At 44.7% G+C, this 16993-nt stretch carries 18 protein-coding genes and 1 tRNA gene; 10 read left to right on the forward strand and 9 right to left on the reverse strand.

Features of this window, described 5'->3' with window-relative positions:
* Positions 1-11: 11 nt before the first annotated feature.
* The 6 genes from IMZ28_RS04775 (at position 12) to IMZ28_RS04800 (ending at position 7769) form a co-directional block, all read left to right on the forward strand.
* Positions 12-1442 (forward strand): ATP-grasp domain-containing protein, encoded by a 1431-nt coding sequence (locus IMZ28_RS04775; RefSeq protein WP_197549605.1) that lies wholly within the window; start codon positions 12-14, stop codon positions 1440-1442.
* A gap of 163 nt (positions 1443-1605) precedes the next feature.
* On the forward strand, positions 1606-4185 hold the full coding sequence (locus IMZ28_RS04780; RefSeq protein ID WP_197549606.1) for a M14 family zinc carboxypeptidase: 2580 nt from the start codon (positions 1606-1608) through the stop codon (positions 4183-4185).
* Between the two features lie 107 nt (positions 4186-4292).
* Positions 4293-5699: a hypothetical protein gene (locus IMZ28_RS04785; RefSeq protein WP_197549607.1), complete on the forward strand. Its 1407-nt coding sequence runs from the start codon at positions 4293-4295 to the stop codon at positions 5697-5699.
* A gap of 53 nt (positions 5700-5752) precedes the next feature.
* Positions 5753-6757: an AAA family ATPase gene (locus IMZ28_RS04790; protein WP_197549608.1), complete on the forward strand. Its 1005-nt coding sequence runs from the start codon at positions 5753-5755 to the stop codon at positions 6755-6757.
* A gap of 25 nt (positions 6758-6782) precedes the next feature.
* On the forward strand, positions 6783-7103 hold the full coding sequence (locus tag IMZ28_RS04795) for a putative quinol monooxygenase (RefSeq protein WP_232087516.1): 321 nt from the start codon (positions 6783-6785) through the stop codon (positions 7101-7103).
* A 288-nt stretch (positions 7104-7391) separates the two neighbouring features.
* Complete coding sequence (locus IMZ28_RS04800) at positions 7392-7769, forward strand: VOC family protein (RefSeq protein ID WP_197549609.1); 378 nt, start codon at positions 7392-7394, stop codon at positions 7767-7769.
* A gap of 98 nt (positions 7770-7867) precedes the next feature.
* Here the strand turns inward: IMZ28_RS04800 and IMZ28_RS04805 are convergent, their stop codons facing one another.
* The 6 genes from IMZ28_RS04805 to IMZ28_RS04830 all read right to left on the reverse strand — a co-directional run bounded on the left by IMZ28_RS04805 (position 7868) and on the right by IMZ28_RS04830 (position 11045).
* On the reverse strand, positions 7868-8239 hold the full coding sequence (locus IMZ28_RS04805) for a hypothetical protein (protein ID WP_197549610.1): 372 nt from the start codon (positions 8237-8239) through the stop codon (positions 7868-7870).
* A 54-nt stretch (positions 8240-8293) separates the two neighbouring features.
* Positions 8294-8369, reverse strand: a tRNA-Arg gene (locus IMZ28_RS04810).
* A 61-nt stretch (positions 8370-8430) separates the two neighbouring features.
* Positions 8431-8604 carry a hypothetical protein gene (locus tag IMZ28_RS04815; RefSeq protein ID WP_197549611.1) on the reverse strand — a complete coding sequence of 58 codons (174 nt, stop codon included), beginning with the start codon at positions 8602-8604 and terminating at the stop codon, positions 8431-8433.
* Positions 8601-9407: a metal ABC transporter permease gene (locus IMZ28_RS04820; protein WP_197549612.1), complete on the reverse strand. Its 807-nt coding sequence runs from the start codon at positions 9405-9407 to the stop codon at positions 8601-8603. Before IMZ28_RS04820 ends, IMZ28_RS04815 begins: the two co-directional genes overlap by 4 nt.
* On the reverse strand, positions 9404-10192 hold the full coding sequence (locus IMZ28_RS04825; protein ID WP_197549613.1) for a metal ABC transporter ATP-binding protein: 789 nt from the start codon (positions 10190-10192) through the stop codon (positions 9404-9406). The genes IMZ28_RS04820 and IMZ28_RS04825 overlap by 4 nt, the downstream gene beginning before the upstream one ends.
* 1 nt (position 10193) lies before the next feature.
* Complete coding sequence (locus tag IMZ28_RS04830; protein WP_197549614.1) at positions 10194-11045, reverse strand: metal ABC transporter solute-binding protein, Zn/Mn family; 852 nt, start codon at positions 11043-11045, stop codon at positions 10194-10196.
* Positions 11046-11103: 58 nt separating this feature from the next.
* Between IMZ28_RS04830 and IMZ28_RS04835 the strand changes: the two genes are divergently transcribed.
* From IMZ28_RS04835 to IMZ28_RS04850, 4 genes are all read left to right on the forward strand, one after another.
* Positions 11104-12294, forward strand: a complete 1191-nt coding sequence (locus IMZ28_RS04835) for a vWA domain-containing protein (protein WP_197549615.1) — start codon at positions 11104-11106, stop codon at positions 12292-12294.
* Between the two features lie 328 nt (positions 12295-12622).
* A complete protein-coding gene (locus IMZ28_RS04840; RefSeq protein ID WP_197549616.1) occupies positions 12623-13735 on the forward strand; it encodes a MotA/TolQ/ExbB proton channel family protein in 1113 nt (370 codons plus the stop codon).
* A 2-nt stretch (positions 13736-13737) separates the two neighbouring features.
* Positions 13738-14850 carry an OmpA family protein gene (locus tag IMZ28_RS04845; protein WP_197549617.1) on the forward strand — a complete coding sequence of 371 codons (1113 nt, stop codon included), beginning with the start codon at positions 13738-13740 and terminating at the stop codon, positions 14848-14850.
* Positions 14840-15013 (forward strand): hypothetical protein, encoded by a 174-nt coding sequence (locus IMZ28_RS04850; protein WP_197549618.1) that lies wholly within the window; start codon positions 14840-14842, stop codon positions 15011-15013. The genes IMZ28_RS04845 and IMZ28_RS04850 overlap by 11 nt, the downstream gene beginning before the upstream one ends.
* On the opposite strand, the gene mltG is transcribed toward IMZ28_RS04850, so the two are convergent.
* From mltG to IMZ28_RS04865, 3 genes are read right to left on the reverse strand one after another with little or no spacing between them, the layout of a single operon-like run.
* Positions 14987-16048 (reverse strand): endolytic transglycosylase MltG, encoded by a 1062-nt coding sequence (mltG, locus tag IMZ28_RS04855; protein WP_197549619.1) that lies wholly within the window; start codon positions 16046-16048, stop codon positions 14987-14989. The two genes, IMZ28_RS04850 and mltG, sit on opposite strands and share 27 nt — an antisense overlap.
* Complete coding sequence (locus IMZ28_RS04860; protein ID WP_232087517.1) at positions 16049-16543, reverse strand: phosphoribosyltransferase; 495 nt, start codon at positions 16541-16543, stop codon at positions 16049-16051.
* Positions 16509-16991, reverse strand: a complete 483-nt coding sequence (locus tag IMZ28_RS04865; protein ID WP_197549620.1) for a YehS family protein — start codon at positions 16989-16991, stop codon at positions 16509-16511. Before IMZ28_RS04865 ends, IMZ28_RS04860 begins: the two co-directional genes overlap by 35 nt.
* Between the last annotated feature and the right edge of the window lie 2 nt (positions 16992-16993).

Below are 16993 nucleotides of genomic sequence, written 5' to 3' on the forward strand. Positions count from 1 at the left end.
AAGGGGAACAAATGGCAAAAAAGAATAAACAGCAAAAACTACCAAAACTCGGACTGCTCTATCTTGATCACGTATTGAGGTTTTTTGATAAAAGCAACTTCAGAGGATGGCCGGACAAGATCGAGACTGTAGTCTATCACTGGAAGAATGACAAAGAGCGTTTTATCAGAGAAGTCAAAAGAAAGAAGATCGATATTCTCATCGGAAATATTCCTGCAACGGCATATGAAACGTTCAGAGAGATTGCCAGAGAGCTTCCTCATGTGCAGTTCATCCCTTCTATGGATACACAGTTTGCCAACAAGTCCAAAGAGAACGTGACACGTTTTGCATGGAAGTACGATATTCCTGTACCAAAAACCTATATTTTCTATGACAGAAGCAAAGCGGAAAAATTTATTGATTCTACAGAGTTTCCCAAGATCATCAAAAAGAGCTACGGTCCGTCAAATTATGGCGGATACTTTGTACATAAAGTTGACTCTGCACAGGAAGCGCATAACCTTCTGGCACAAAAAAAGTACCATCCGGTCTATATGCAGGATTTTGTACCCATGGAAGCGGATGTGCGTGTGATGCTCATCGGTCACAAGCCTGTATGTGCTTTCTGGAGACGGCCACCTGAAGGTGAATGGCTGACCAATACTTCCCAGGGAGGAAGCATAGACTATATGGATGTACCAAAAGAGCTGCTTGATCTTGCGGTTAAAGTATCCAAGGCAGCCAATGCGGAGTATTGGGCATGTGATATTGCTGTAGGAGAGGATGGCAAGTACCGTATTCTGGAGTGCGCAACAGCTTTTGCTGCCTTCCCGTATATCCGTGACTGGATAGGTCAGTATCTTATGTGGAAATTCTCCAACGGACGTTTCCCTCTTCCGAATATGCCTCTTTACAACTGGGAAGAGCTAGGAAAAATGGACTCCAGCGTGCTCAGAACACTGCGTTACATTACATTTGGAAAATATACACCAAGTTATGACGGTGCCTATTTCCTTGACAAGAAGAGGAAAGAGACGGTTGAGGGTGAGATGTATCTGCATGAACTTGATGCGCTTTATCCTGTGCTTGATACCTTTACCCGAAACAAAGAGGAGTGGCCGAGTGAAAAATGGAATTTCCAGGACAACTATGGTAAAACACTGAGAAAGGTCCATGCCAGGAGCAATCCGAAATACAAAGAGGAAGATGAATCTTCAGAGAGTGCAGAGCAGAAGAATATCATTGAGCTCTCTGAGAAAAAAGTAAAGAAACTTCTAACCTCGGTTGAGGGTATCGGAAAGAAAAAAGCAGAAAAGATCATGGAAAAGTTCGATACAACAGAGCTGGTCCATGCGCTTGAAACAGCTCCGGAGAAGATAAGTGAGGAGTTCTCCTGGTTTAAAGACAAATTCCTCAAACGCCTGAAAGAGGAGTGGGCTGCTTTGAAAAATAAGCTTTAAGGGTGTAAACTTCGCCGTTTTTCCTCCTGCTGCAGGTACCTTCGCAGACACTGATTGAGGAAAAGAACCCCTTTTACGGGGTGCATAGTTGAGCCTGTCTATGATAGGTTGAGATATGTGATTGATCAATAACAAAATCATTATATATGGAAGGCTGCAATATATGAAAAACCAATATATGTCTTATCAGGAGAGTTTAGACTTTCTTCATAAGATGGAAAAGCGATATCCTGACCTGATCGAAGTGATCAAAATAGGTATGACCTACGAAGGTCGCGATATTGTTTTGGCGAAGATCTCCAAAAATGTTGAGCATGCCGATGAAAAACCGGCACTGCTCTATACGGGGAGTATCCACGCGCGTGAATGGATAGGGCATGAACTGGCATTGAAGTTCATAGAACATGTTGCCAAAAACCAGGATGTAGATCCTGTACTGGAAAGAGCACTTACTGAGTCAACACTCTATATTGTTCCCTGTCTCAATCCTGACGGCTATGAATATTCGCGTAAACATTTCTCTTTCTGGCGTAAGAACAGACGCAAGAACTATGACGGAACTTACGGGGTCGATCTGAACCGTAACTTCTCCATCGGTTTTAAAAAGATAAGCAATACAGCTTCCAATGTCTATGGTGGTGAAGAACCCTTCTCCGAAGCGGAGACAAGAGCTATCAAAGATTTTGTAGATACCCATGAGAACATCACCATTGCACTTGATTACCACTCCCAGGGGAATGTCTTCTTTCCGGCACACAAATTTAAACATGAGGCAGAAATAGACGGGACCGATATGAATGTGATCTCTGCGAATATGAATGATGAGTTCGAGAAGATCACAGGGAGAAAATACGGCATACACCGTGGCAAACCGCCTGTGGCACTCATCAGCGGAAGCGGACGGGAGTATTACTACTCCAGAGGTATCAAAGCAATTGTTGTTGAGGTGGGGACAAAGAACATCCCTGACTATATGAAGAGTATGAGCAGCAGCATCCATGAGAATATCCCTGCGCTCATCAGAACTTTTTCGGAAGTGGTCAACTACTCTGCATATGCCCCAAGGCGGGTCGATGAGTTCAGGGTTGAAAAAGCCGAGCCAACCAGTGTGACACTGGTATGGAAATATGAGAAACGTGATGACATCTTTTTTGAGATCTACCGCAGTACCAAAGACAAAGATGCCTGTAACGAGCGTACGAAAGTCGGTATTTCCGGTGAGAACAGTTTTACCGATACAGATCTTGAGAGTTCGACCAATTACCACTATACCATCCGGGCTGTAAGTAAAAAAACAGGCTACAAGTCTCCTTTTGCACCGGTGGTCAAGGCACGAACGGCACTGGCGGAAGATGAGTTCTTCCGTTTTCTCTTTGCGGTAAAAGAGGGGACAGGGTATGTCGGGCAGTACACACAGGAGCAGAACCGTGCGCACTTTGGACTCAACTCTCTTTTTGTCGGGATTAACAAATCCAAAGGGATCTGTGATGCGGTAGTGAGTTTCGATCTCAGTTCCATTCCGGAAAATGCTATCATTAAATCGGCGCGCTTTTATCTTTATCCGATGAACCGTGTCGGCGCGAAGATAGAGAAATTCGGACAGTGGGACCTTAGCCTGCTTGAACCGGAAAGCTTTAGCGAGATCAGTGATTTTAATGAGATAGAGAAGGCAAAAGCCAAAGGGATCATCGGACAGGCGATCAAGTCACGGCAGTTGACACAGGGCATCTGGAATTTTTGGGAGTTCTCACAACGAGAGTGCCAGCTGCTTGAAGAGGAGGTGGCAAACAAACAGGCTGTCTTCCGTATCGACGGGCCGAAGTATCTGCCAGACGGCGAAGACAGCCAGATGATGCAGTTTGATATCGGATATGGGAAGTTCGGCGGAGGGATCCACTACCGTCCGATGCTTGACATCAAGTATACGATGAAGAATGAGAAGATCAAGCTGCCGGCACAGACACTTGCGAGCATCTCCAAAGAAGGAGTGGAAGAGGGTATACTGAAAAGCGGATTCGACGCCAACGGTGACAAAGTCTATGGCTATCTTAACTTCGATCTTGGACAGCTGCCCGAGCATGACAAAACGATGATCACACAGTGTGCTTTGAGAATACGCAACAAGAATATATTTAAGAACAGATCAGATGTACGTTTCTATATGGAGCTGGTGAAGCTTGACGAAGTGGGAACCTATGAGGATATTAAGAACCGTGAGAAGATAGAATATATCGGGTATGAAGTAGCTGAGTCCGATCTTAACAGCAAAGAGTGTCAGTACTTCAATTTCGATACACTCTCAAGGAACATCCTTGACCAGTTGCACCAGGAGGGTAAGACCCTGAAACTGGTCATCAAGCCGACCTCTGCCTTGGGGGCAAGAAGTCGTATTACTGAGTGGCAGGAGAGTGTAGAGCTGATCGTAAAGTACATTGAAAAACGCAGACATCCGGCAGCACCGGTTGAGAACCTGAAGATCTCCAAGGAGAACGGCATGATCAAACTCAGCTGGGACAAAGTGGACGACGAAGCCATTAAGGGCTACTATGTTGTACGTAACAGTTTCCATCCGCCAAGACACTTTATGGACGGAGTCAAACTCTATGGCGGTAAAGATACCTGGACCTATGATAATTTTGCCTCTTTTGACAAAGAAAAATATTATGCGGTATTCACTTATGATGATGTACCGAACTTCTCTGAGGCTACTGTAGTGCGGTATGATCCTTTAGAGAGGTACTAGGTAGCACTTCGGACATATGCCCAGGGTATTTCCCCTCTGGCATTGGGAACTTCAACAAATAAGACCATTTAACTCCTATTTAAAACCCTCTATGCTATACTAAATGTATGATGAATGAAAAACCGATACTCAAACAACTGCTGGAAAGCTCTGAAGGGAAAAAGCTGCTCTTTCTCGGGAAAGAGGAGATATTTACTGCCAAAGAGATCGAGCGGTTTTTAAAAAAGTACAAGATCACTATGACCAAATATCTTGAAGAGGGTGTTGTTGGTACGGTAGAACACCATCGACTCAACCCTGTTGAAGAGGATATCTCCAATGATGCCTATGAGCAGGGAGTTCCTGCCTATAAGCTGACCGAGTTCGAGCAGCTTCTCTCCGAAGAGATCGATGATGATGCATTGCTGATGGCGATCAAACTCGGAAATGATCAGGAGCGGGTGGTCAGGCTTCTTGGCAATGAGCACCTTACCGATACACTCTTTGTCAGACTGCTTAAACTCTATGTGTTTGATGAAGAGGAAGAGGATAACCGTCAGGATAGAGATGTCATTATGTATACACTTCGCCGATATATTGACATTAAGCCCAATGAAGAGGACCTGCTCTACAGCTACCTGACCCTGCGCCGATTGGCGACAGAAGCAACAGACCCAGAACTTCTGACAGCATTGATGGGATTCCCGAATTTTGAGTTTCTTGTACGCGGAAAAGAGAAGATCACATTGCGCCAGACCATTGCCAGAAACCCGGTGATTAATGAATCACTCATTAGAAAACTGCTTTCATTCAGAGAGAGAGGGGTTGAAAGAGCACTGGCCGGCAACAGCAGTGTTCCGGTAGAGGTACTGAAGCATCTGCTTGCCAAAAATGACAGTGAGATCGAGAAGGCACTCGCATCCAATCCTGCAATAGACGATATGCTTTTTGGTGCTCTGCTTGAAAAAGAGGAGGAGGTTGCAGCTCTGCTTCTGCTGCACCAGCCAATAGACAGCGGTCGTTTGGAACAGGTGCTTGGTGCCAATATTGATCAAAAGCTCTTTAGTCTGATCGGTGCGAACGAAAAGCTTTCGGATGATGTGGTGTCGGCACTTATGGAAAAAGGTGACAAAAATGTTATTGAAGCATTAAGCGGCAACAGAATGGTTCCTCCTGCTGTACTTGAAATGATCTATCAGAGTGATCACTCAGGTAGTGTCATACCTTTGCTAAAAAATCCTGCCACACCGGTTTGGATACTTGAAGCACTTTATGATGAGCATAGGAAGGATAAGAGGATATTGGCATCCCTGGCATACAATCCGTCTGCTCCTGAGAAGATACTGCGGGAGCTTTTTGAAAGAGATGATCTGGAGATCAACCGGGGTTTGGCAACCAATGCTTCACTGCCGTTGGAACTGCTAGATATCCTCAAGATCGATACACGTTTGCAGAATGAACTGGCGCAGAATGAGAATCTTGCAAAATCGTATGAGCAGGTTTTGAATCAAAATAAAGCAATGATGAACGTCTGAACAATGAGTAACGGAGTAATGAGAAATAAGGAACCAAAAAGGATGTATATATCATGAAAGCGAGTAATATTACAAAGGTCATTGATAAGCTCATCGACCGTCAGCTGCCTGTGTTCGTCTGGGGTGCGCCGGGGATCGGCAAGTCCTCCATTGTCAAACAGATCGCAGAGTATAAGGAGCTGGAGTTCCTTGATCTACGGCTCTCCCTGCTTGATCCTACCGATCTGAAGGGTATCCCGTTCTTCAATGCCAAGACCCAGGAAGGGGTCTGGGCAAAGCCAAGCTTTCTTCCTTCCGATCCTGACTCTAAAGGGATCCTCTTTCTTGATGAGATCAATACAGCGCCCCCGGCGGTACAGGCTTCAGCCTATCAGTTGATACTGGACAGAAAAGTGGGGGAGTATGAACTTCCCAAGGGGTGGAGCATCATAGCGGCAGGGAACCGTGAGAATGACCGCGGTGTTGTCTACAGGATGCCTCCGCCGCTTGCCAACCGTTTCGTACACTTTGAGATGGAGGTGGATTTTGACGACTGGAAGGCATGGGCGTATAGTGCCGGGATAGAGAGTGCCATCATCGGCTATCTTGCCTATGACAAGTCGATGCTTTTTACTTTTGATCCGACTTCCAACGAAAAAGCTTTTGCGACACCAAGAAGCTGGGAATATGTCGACAGTATTGTCAAATCCGGTATCGATACGGATCTAATATTAGATAGTATCAGCGGAGCTGTAGGGCGTGAGGCGGCAGTAGGCTACAGCAGTTTCAAAAAGGTTATGAAGCAGCTGCCGGATCTGAATACCATACTCGACGGTACACTGACCGAGTTGGAAGAGGAAGACCCCAAAGTACTGATGGCACTTGCCATCGGTCTGGTTAATGCCCTCAGAGAGAACCCGAGTGATGAAGCCATAGAGCATGTGCTTGATTTTTCATTGCAGCTTCCGGGTGAATTCGCCATTATGCTGGTGAAAGATATGCAGCAGAATGGCATAGATGTAGAAGGCTCGGCTGCATGGAGTGAGTGGGTTAGAAAGTTCGCTTATCTGCTAAGTTGATTCTATTTAATAAAAAGGAAAAATGATGTCAAGTATACTCTACTGCATTGCCCAGTTTACACCTAAAGAGGGGAAGTTCGATGCTTTGTTTGAACGTCTAAAAGCGTTGGAGCCGGATACACTGAGAGAAGAGGGGTGTCTGCGTTACCGTGTGACGAAACATATAGAGAATCCGTTTGCTCCGGGTGAGAGTATGCCTATTGTTTTCAATGAAGCATGGGCGAGTGTTGAATACTTTGAACGGCACTGCCAACGTAAGGAGATAGTCGAGTTCTTTGAGCAGGAGTGTCTCAGTCCAGACGGTATGGTTGCTGCATACAATGTAACCGCTTACCGTGACGAGTAGAGAGTACTGTCTGTCTGCTGAAGGGCTGTATTGGAATTTCACAGGGTTCTGTAAGGGTACAGCTTAAAATATGAATCTCTTTCCCCCTCCTTTTTATCTTCTTTAGAAGCACCCGTCTCACCAGTCTTTTTATAGTGGAAATATCCTCCACTACAAAAATCCAATTCAAACAGGCAGAAGTGTAAAAAAGTTTGCATCATGAAGTGTAGTGCAAGAGTAGATGTATCAATATAGCGTGATGCATACGGAGTACACACTACTTTTATATGCTAAGGAAAAGGAGTTATTATGGAGATTACCCTAAACCATACGATTGTTAACGCTACGGACAATGTCGCATCGGCCAGATTCTACGAAAGGATCTTCGGATTCGAATTCATCAAAGAGTGGGGGCATTTTGCCGTATTGAAGATCAACTCAACACTTACATTCGACTTTTTGACCAAAGCGAAGTTTTCCAGACAGCACTACGCTTTTAAAGTAACAGAGAAGCAGTTTGATGAGATATTTGACCGGATAAAAACAGAAGGAGTGCCATACGGGAGTGACCCGTATGAGAGGGACAATATGAAGATCAATCATCACTATGGCGGAAGAGGTGTCTATTTTCATGATCCGGATGGCCATATTTTAGAGATCCTTACAGCAGATTATGTTCTGGATTAATGTGTGATCCTGGAGCAAGAGAGGAAGCGGAATGAGGAGTTCTCCTCCGAAGTTTGCCAAGAGGTTCTGCCAATAAGCAATCCTCTTTTTTATATTTTTTAGGCTGAAGTTGTTTTATTTCTGTATTTGACCTGGTTCTTTTCAGTATCTATTTTGAAAAGATAGTCTCCCCATTCATAGGTCTGGTTCATATCCCGAACCGGTGTGAGCTTCTGCAAGACCTTTTCTTCATCCTGTTCTTTGTAGTAAAATCTTCCAAAAAGGGTATTGGTATCCGGATCGTGTGTCTCTTCAATGTCATAGGCAGACTCCGGGAGAATGGCTGGAACCCAGCCTTTCTCAATGGCCTGTTCCTGCAATACGGTCTGTTTGTCCAGATATTTGTTAATAGTCACATCTGAAAAATAGCGTGTGAGCATAAAGTAGACGACAATAAAGAAGAGCAGTATGGCAAAAATGATTTTTTTCATATATTTCTTTCAGTTTAATATTTTTTGTATTGTATCATATTTTAGTCGTGAAACTGGTGTCCCCAGGAGGACTCGAACCCCCAGCTAGGCCTTAGGAGGGCCCTGCTTTATCCAGTTAAGCGATGAGGACATCTATGCAGTGAAGGCTTGATATGTGAAATTTTACCAGGGAGTAGATTATAAAAAGGCACTCAATGGACAATATCTGCACCGGCAGCAACACTTCCGTGTATACCATCCTGGGTGATGATCACTTCAGTCCCGATGTTATCTCCTCCGGCAACACCGCCAATACCAAATCCGACACCCGATGCACACCCACTAAGAAGAAGCAGTACAGGAAGAGCGAAGTAGATATATTTCATGAGGTTCTCCTTTTGGAAAAGAGTAAAAAGAGTCCCAGCGATACAGCAGAGACCAGAATAATAGAGGCACCGGAGGTGAGATTGTAGCTGTAGGAGAACCAGAGTCCTGCAAGGGTAAAGAGTGTGGCGATAAGGCCCGAGAGGATCATCATTTTCCATAAAGAGTTTGAGAGCTTTTCGGCAATGTAAACCGGTATGGTCAGCATGGCAATAACCAGAATGAGTCCTACAACCTTAATAGCGATAACCACGGTCAGTGCAGAGAGAATGAGAATGAGCGTATAGAAAAAACGGACAGGAATACCTCTCAGTCTGGCATATTCACTGTCGTATGAGACGGCCAGGATATCTCTGTACCAAAAGGTTATGATAAACACGATAAGTGTCAACAGCCCAGTCATAAAGTAGATATCTTGTGTGCTTACAGCCAAAATAGAGCCGAAAAGGTAGCTCATAAGGTCCACATTGTAGCCGGGAGTCAGATCGGTAAAGATAACTCCTATGGCCATTCCGACAGCCCATATCAGGCCGATAAAAGTATCGATACGGTGGCGTTTATGTAGTGTCAGGTTGGCAACAAGCAGTGCGGCAAGCACAGCAAAAGTCGATGCACCCAGAAAAATGGGCAGTCCAAAGAAAACGGCCATACCGATACCGCCGTAAGAGGCGTGGGCGATCCCGCCTGCCAGAAAGACCATACGGTTGACGACAATGAGTGAACCGATGATACCTGCTGCCAGTGAGACCAGGATACCTGCTATGAGTGCATGCTGAATGAAGGTGAAATGCAAAGCTTCTATCATTTTTTCTCCCTCCATACAGTACTCGATTCATGCCCGCAGGTATCACAACTCTCTGCACCAAGCAGCTGCAAGAGCTCAATCTCACAGAAGTGATCTTCCTGACCATGGGTGTGGAAGGTCTCCTTTTTGTTACTGATATCGTGGTAGGCAAGACGTTTGTTGATATGTGCAGCTTTGTTGGCATATTCCAGGATGACGGAGATATCATGGCTTACGACAATAACGGTAATGCTTTTGTTGAGTTCTCTGAGCAGTTCATAGATCTCTTTCTGCCCTTTGATGTCAATACTTGAAGTGGGCTCATCAAGCATGAGTATTTTTGGATGGGCACATAAAGCACGGGCGATCATTACCCGCTGTCTCTGCCCGCCGGAGAGATCACCTATTTTACTCTGTGCAAAGTCCTGCATGCCAACCTGTGACAAAGCACCCATGGCACAGGCAGTTTCATCTTTTCCGTAACCAAAAAGGGGACGTTTCTCTCCAACATGCCCCATAAGCACCACCTCAATGACCTTGATGGGAAAATCAGTATTGACATTGGTATTCTGAGGGACGTACCCGATGCGTGAAAGCTGCTTGGAAGGTGCATCTCCAAAAACGCAGATACTGCCGCTTTTGGGTTTGAGCAGTCCCAGCATCAATTTAAGGAGGGTAGATTTACCGCCTCCGTTGGGACCAATGATAGCAAGGAAATCCAGCGGTTCCACCGTAAGATTTATATTTTCTAATATTATATCTTTTTCATAAGCGAATGTAAGATCTTTAATCTCTACGGCCGTCATACTATCGGACTCCGGCGATCGCTTTGGCGATTCTGAGGAGATTTGCCGACCAGTCTGCAGCAAGAGGAGAGACCTTGATAACAGGGATTTCGAGTTCATCGGCAATGACCCTGGCACTGCTGTCAGAGAACTCCGGCTGGGTGAAAATTGCAGTGATATTCTCTTCTCTGGCTTCTTTGAGAATCGTGATCAGTTCTTTGGGTTTGGGGTTCTTCCCTTCAAGCTCTACCGGCATCTGCACCAGACCGTAGGCCTTGGCAAAATAGCCCCATGAGGGATGAAAGACCATGAATCTGGTACCTTTGGGAAGAGGTGAGAGTATATTTCTGATCTCTTTGTCCGTTCTCCTTATACTATTGAGGAAAGCATTGAGATTTGTTTTGTAGTAGGCCTTATTGAGAGGGTCTTTCCTGGCAAGTGTATCACAGATCTTCTGTGCGATCTGTACGACATGTTCGGGTGCTGTCCAGATGTGTGGATCCAGCTCCTTCTCATGCTCATGATGATCGTTATCATGGTGATGCGCTGAGACCATCGGAAGCTTCTTTATGCCTTCTGACAGATCAATGACCTCCATCTTCGGGTTAAGGCTCTGAAATTTGGAAAGCCATACCTTTTCGAACTCCACACCGATGGCAAAATAGAGATCGGCCCTGGATATCTTCTGCATCTGTGCCGGTTTTGGTTCGTAGGTATGAGGAGAGTTCCCCGGAAGGACCATTACGGTGACAGTCACCTTCTCCCCACCTATGGCTTTGACGAATGTTTTTTCAGGGAGGATACTGACAATAGCATTTATATTTGCTAATATTAATGTGTTTAGGAGTGTTATTGTAAATAATATTTTTTTCATAAAGAGAATTATAGCAAAATAGTAACATATAGCCAATAGCTGTGCTATAATCCGCAGTATGATACACAAAGAAAAGATCGAAAAAGCCAAAGCAAAGCTGATGCTGGAACATCCCTATATCGGTTCTGTCGCGACACTCCTCAGGCTGGATGACAACAAAGAGACATTGACTTTCAGCAGTGACGGTATCAGTTTGAAATACAATGATGAATATTTTGAAAAAGCACCTCTCGATGAGATAGAGTTTGCACTGGCAAATGGTGCGATGCACGCGGTACTCAAACACCATGAACGGGTGAATGACAGAGTCGGGCGTATCTGGCAGGCAGCGACAGACCTGGCTGTCAACAGTATGCTGGTAAAAAATGATTTCATTCTGCCTCCCTATGTATACTATGATGAGCGTTTTGAGGGGATGTATGCCGAAGAGATATATGATGTTCTCAAAGATGAGATGATCTACAACAATACGCTCGATGAAGCGGAAGCTCCCACCCCTGATGACGTACCTGAAAACAGCGGCAAAGAGCAGCCGAAGAATGAGAAAAAAGAACAGACAGAACAGAGTCGGCAGACACCGCCTGCAGAGCAGATCCAGCCTGATGAGATCTTACAGGCGGAACTGGAGGCCCTGCATGAAGAGCTCCAGGAGCATTTTGAACAGATCTTTCAAAAATTCAAGCGTCAGGGTGAGTTGCCCAAAGGTTTGGAGATCGTTGTACCGGAATACTTCTCGCACAAGGTGAATTGGCAGGAGCTGCTCTACCGTTACATAGCGGAGTTTGCCAAAAGTACCTACAGTTTTGTACCACCCAATATGAAATACCTCTATCGCGGTATCTATCTGCCTTCACTCAGTTCGGATCTGCTGCGTATCGCCATTGCCATTGATACTTCCGGTTCGGTAGAGGAAACACTTCTTAGTACTTTTCTGGGAGAGGTAGAGAGTATTATGCAGAGCTACATGAATTACGAGATCGATCTCATTACCGCCGATGCAAAAGTTCAAAGCCATAAAGTCTTCCTTCCCGGAGAAGCACTGGAGTATCAGGTGAGTGGAGGAGGGGGAACGGATTTTCGTCCGACATTCGAATATATCGACAGAGAGATCAGCTACCCGACCCTGCTGCTCTATTTTACCGATGCAATGGGAACATTTCCGGAGAGTGAGCCCAACTATGATGTGATGTGGGTCCTGCCGGAGGCCAAAGAGGTACCTTTTGGTGAAGTGATAGTTTTGGGAAATTAAGGGTACCTCTAATAACCCCATATGCTCATAACATTGCCGGCTTTGTTCTAGGCAAGGCACACTTTACAGACCTAGCCGTAGCTAAGTCGAAAAAGTGTAACGCCGCATAGGGCAAAGCCGGCATTGCCCAAAGGGGTGGGCTTTGCAGACGCGATCTTTCACAAGATGCTTCCATCGTCTTAGCTTTGGCTAGGACTTGAAAGCCTCTTGCAAAATCTCACATCTGCAAAACCCATTATGGGCGTATGGGGTTATTAGAGGTGCCCTTAACACATTGTTTAAATTCTTTGGATATACTTTTCATTAACTTTACCATTAGGATCTGTGTATGTTCGATATAGAAAATACCAAGCAGTCATCATGTTTAACCCACGCTCTTGTCATCGCAGTATTGCCACTGCTTTTCCTTGCAGGATTGACACTCGGCTATGTAGGTATTCTGCCGCTTCAGGTGGAGCTGCATACGCTGATCATTATTGCATTTATTTTTTTGGTATTTGTTACATTTGTCAGACACAATGCCAATTATGCCGCCTGTCATATGAAGGGCTCCTTCAACAAGATGGAAGAGAGACTCCAGCACGAACTGCGCGCCAATGCATTGACCATTATGGGAAAGACAAAGTCCACACTGCATGTGAAAGATTTCATGGAGGAGTACTACAAAGATATCCGTAATGATAACTTTGCAAGAGTAGCACCGTCTGTCTTTCCGATGCTGGGTATTTTGGGAACATTCATTGCCATTGCCATCTCAATGCCGGACTTTACTGTCAAGGATCTTGATGCGCTTGACCATGAGATCTCTATTTTGCTTTCAGGCATCGGTACCGCTTTTTACGCATCTATCTACGGAATAGCACTCTCTTTGCTCTGGACCTATTTTGAAAAGAGAGGGAGTTCCAAGGTAGACAAAAATCTCCATGACCTTGAAAAACTTTATGATGCACGTGTCTGGAAAAAGGCGGAGCTTATCAAGCATGAGCATATGCAGAGCGAACTTAAGGACCAGGAGATCGTACAGACACTCAAAGAGACCTTTAATATGGACTTTATCAGAGAGCTCAATGAACAGTACCTTAAAAACTTTACGACGGTTGTTGCCGATACGACCGAGGGATTTACAAAGATCACCAACAATATGCAGGCAGTCTCTCTGGAACTGCGCAAAACACTTGACAGGATACACAGCAGAGATGAGAGTGTGAATGCAGTTGATACGATCAGGGAGAATATTGAAGGTTTCAATGAAAATGCCAGAAATCTTCAACGCTCAATGCAGCGTTTCGACGGTACGGTAGAACATACTTTTGAAAAGATAGATGCAGAGGTGGGAGAGATCGTTGAGAAGCTGGCAACGTTCGCACGTATTATCTCGGAACAGAACCAGGAGATACTTAAAACCCTGGCCGCACTGAAACAAGAGAACGAGAAGTTCTAGCAATGTTTAGGAAAAAGAGTACGGACGAGGGGAGTAACTTTTGGATCTCCTATGCCGATCTGATGGCAGGACTGCTGTTTGTATTTATTTTGCTTATTGGTGCCATCGTCTCCAAGTCGATCATTCTCAAAAGCAACCTGGATGACAAAGAAGATCGTCTGACAATGCTTTCAGAGACACTCAGTCATAAAGAGACCATTCTTGATGAACTCAGCAGAGACCTTGCGAAGAATAAGACCCTGCTGAGTAATACGCAGGCAAGTCTCGATGAGAAGATAAAGACACTGAAGCTTAGAGAAGATGAGATCAGAAAGCTCAACCGGATGCTGCTTGAAACCAATACACAGAAAGATCTGCTTAACAAGAAGATCACACTGATACAAAATCTGCTGCAGGAGACGAACAGTACACTCAAGAGGCACCGAAAAGAGCTGAAAGAGTATAAAGGCAAGGTACTGGTACTCTCCAACCAGCTAAGTGATGTCCGTAGCAGCATGAAAGAAAAAGATATTAAAATGCTTCAGCTTCTCAATGCACTTGATGAAAAAGAGACCAAATACGATATGCTTATTGCCAAGCTTCAGAAACAGAAAGCACAGATCAAGTCACTTACAGGTATTAAGCTTAAAGTGATCGCAGCGCTCAAGGAGGAATTGGGAGAGAAGATCAATATCGACAAAAAAAGCGGATCGCTTAGACTTGCATCGAATATTCTTTTTGACAAAGGCAGTGATGTTCTCAAAGAGGAGGCAAAAGAGGAGCTCAAAAAGGCATTTGAAGAGTATATTGGTGCACTGGTGACCAATCCAAAGATCAAACCGCATCTGGATAAGATCATCATTGAGGGACACACAGACAGTGACGGAGGATATCTGTATAACCTGGATCTTTCACAAAAACGTGCTTTTGCCGTCATGAACTATCTGTTGAGTCTTGATATTGCAAAAAAATATAATCTGAAACCGCTCCTGGTCGCATCAGGACGTGCTTATCTTGATGCCATAAAAGTCAACGGCCTGGAAGACAAAGATGCCTCCAGACGTATCGAGATCAAGTTCAGACTGAAGAATGAAGATGCGATGCAGGAGATAGAGAAGGTGCTTGATGCAGAGTGATTTCAAGCCTGAACATATACAACGTGCCAAAGAGACCCTGCACAGACAGCTTGAGGTTGTCAAGCAGGAGATCTCTATGAAGAAAGAACGGGAGGCAGAGGAGAAGAAAGCAGCAGCTTCTTTTTTGAAACGTATTTCAAGTTTTCTCAAAGATCTGTTTTGATTTTTTCATTCTGAACTTGTTTGACTCTTCTATTTTCTGCTTTGTCTGCAACTTTTTCTTTCTCTCTTTCTGATATCTTCTGAATGCCTTGAGGTTCGCAAGATGTTCTTTATATGTTTTGGCAAATTTGTGCCCGCCGTCTTTGTGGAGCATAAAAAAGAGATAGTCACTCTCGGCAGGGAACATGGCCGCTTCGAGTGCTTCGAGTGAAACAGTCGAAAGCGGTGCAGGAGGCAGACCTTTGTATTTGTATGTATTGTAAAAAGAGGTATCGGTTTTGATACGTTTGGGTGTGACAACCTTGTGGGAGTACTCCCCGTAGTTGAGGGTTCCGTCCATCTGAAGCTTCATTCCTCTCTTCAAACGGTTGTAGATGACCGAAGAGATAAGAGGCATCTCTTTGGGATCGTTGCTCTCTTTCTGGATGATCGATGCGATGGTCAGTAGGAGTTGGATCGTATAGTTATCGATTTTGGAGGTGAAGTTCTCTTTCTTGAAAGTCTCAAGTATTTTATGTGAACGGCTGAAAAGATATTGCATGGTTGTATTCTCATCCGCTTTTCTGGCAACAGTATAATGTCCGGCAAAAATGTCCGCTTCATTAAAGTGCATCATTTTTTCATAGACTGCATGCAGGAGTGTTTCATTGAGTTTCATGTCGTTTGCAAGACGTTTCAGCAGTTCCAGGTGAGTCTCTCCCGAGTATATCCTTATCTGCATTGTTTCTGCGGGGTGGCTGTCAAGATGTGTGAAAAAGTGGTATCTTCCATTATCTGTGTGCCTGATATGGTACCAGCCCTGTTTTGGAAGAGATGATTCAGAGAGCAGGTATCGGTCCCATTCGGTAATATTGTAGCCATTTCTTTTAAGGGTCTTCAATACAGCAGAGAGATTGTTATCAATAAAATAGACGAGAGGTTTCCCTTTGCCAAGAGGAAGAAAGAAGTTGTAGGCAAGCAGGAAGAGCAGCAGAACAAGAAGGATCTCCAACAGTACAATGAAAGAGTTGAACTGTTTGGAGAGTTTTCCGCTCATCTACTCGTCCAGAAAATCTTTTTCCCAGAAGAAGTCTATCCATTCTGTTGCTTCATGCAGCCAATAGTCAGGCTGGATAAAAGAGCTTTTTTTATAGTATAGTGTAGCACTCTTGAAGGTAATGTCAGGATAGCGCTCATGCAGTACTGTAAGGACAGCTTTGAGTGTCTGTCCCGAATCAACGATATCGTCAAGGATCAGTACCTGCTTTGCACCGTTAAGTTCCGGCAGATTCATGAGTTTCGGATGGGAACGTTTGACATCGCCATCGTAGAGTATGGAGTTGATAGTGAAGAGGTTTCGGTTGTCTGTTGCCTGTGCATAAGCATGTGCAAGTGTCAATCCTCCGCGTGCTATGGCAAGCAGGGCATCAGGCTTGAAGTCCTCAGTCTTTTTGACCAGTGTTTTAATATCATCAACAAATGTTTTGTAGCTGTAGTAGTGCATTTTCTCTTCTCCTTTAAGCTTCATCTTCACCCACATAACAGAATTCATCCAGGCCTTCCAAAAATGCTGTCAGCAGTTCATCCGAACAGGCTTTGAAGTTCTTGTGTCCCTCTTTGCGAAAGAGTGACTTGAGCTCCTGTTTGCTCAGCATTACATCTGCAAGATTGAATATGATCTCTGTCTCAGCTTCTTTGAGCTCCAGTGCAATGCGGAGTTTTTTGAGAATGAGATTATTGGTAAGCTCGACAGCTTCCTCCTCCGTTGCTTTTTTGGGACTTGGACCGCGTTTTAACACGATCAGCCCGTCAAGAAATACGCCCAGTTCTTCATAACTGCACAGTTCAAACCCCTTGTCATAACGGCGTTTAAGGAGGGCTTCGAGATGCTCTCTCTCCATAGGGTACTCTGCCAGTGTATAGGCTTTGAGCATCTCATCAATGGAGAGACCCAGTGCTTTATGGATACGGTAAAGTGTTTCATTTGTATTGATAAGCATGG

Source organism: Sulfurovum indicum (assembly GCF_014931715.1).
Lineage (GTDB): Bacteria > Campylobacterota > Campylobacteria > Campylobacterales > Sulfurovaceae > Sulfurovum > Sulfurovum indicum.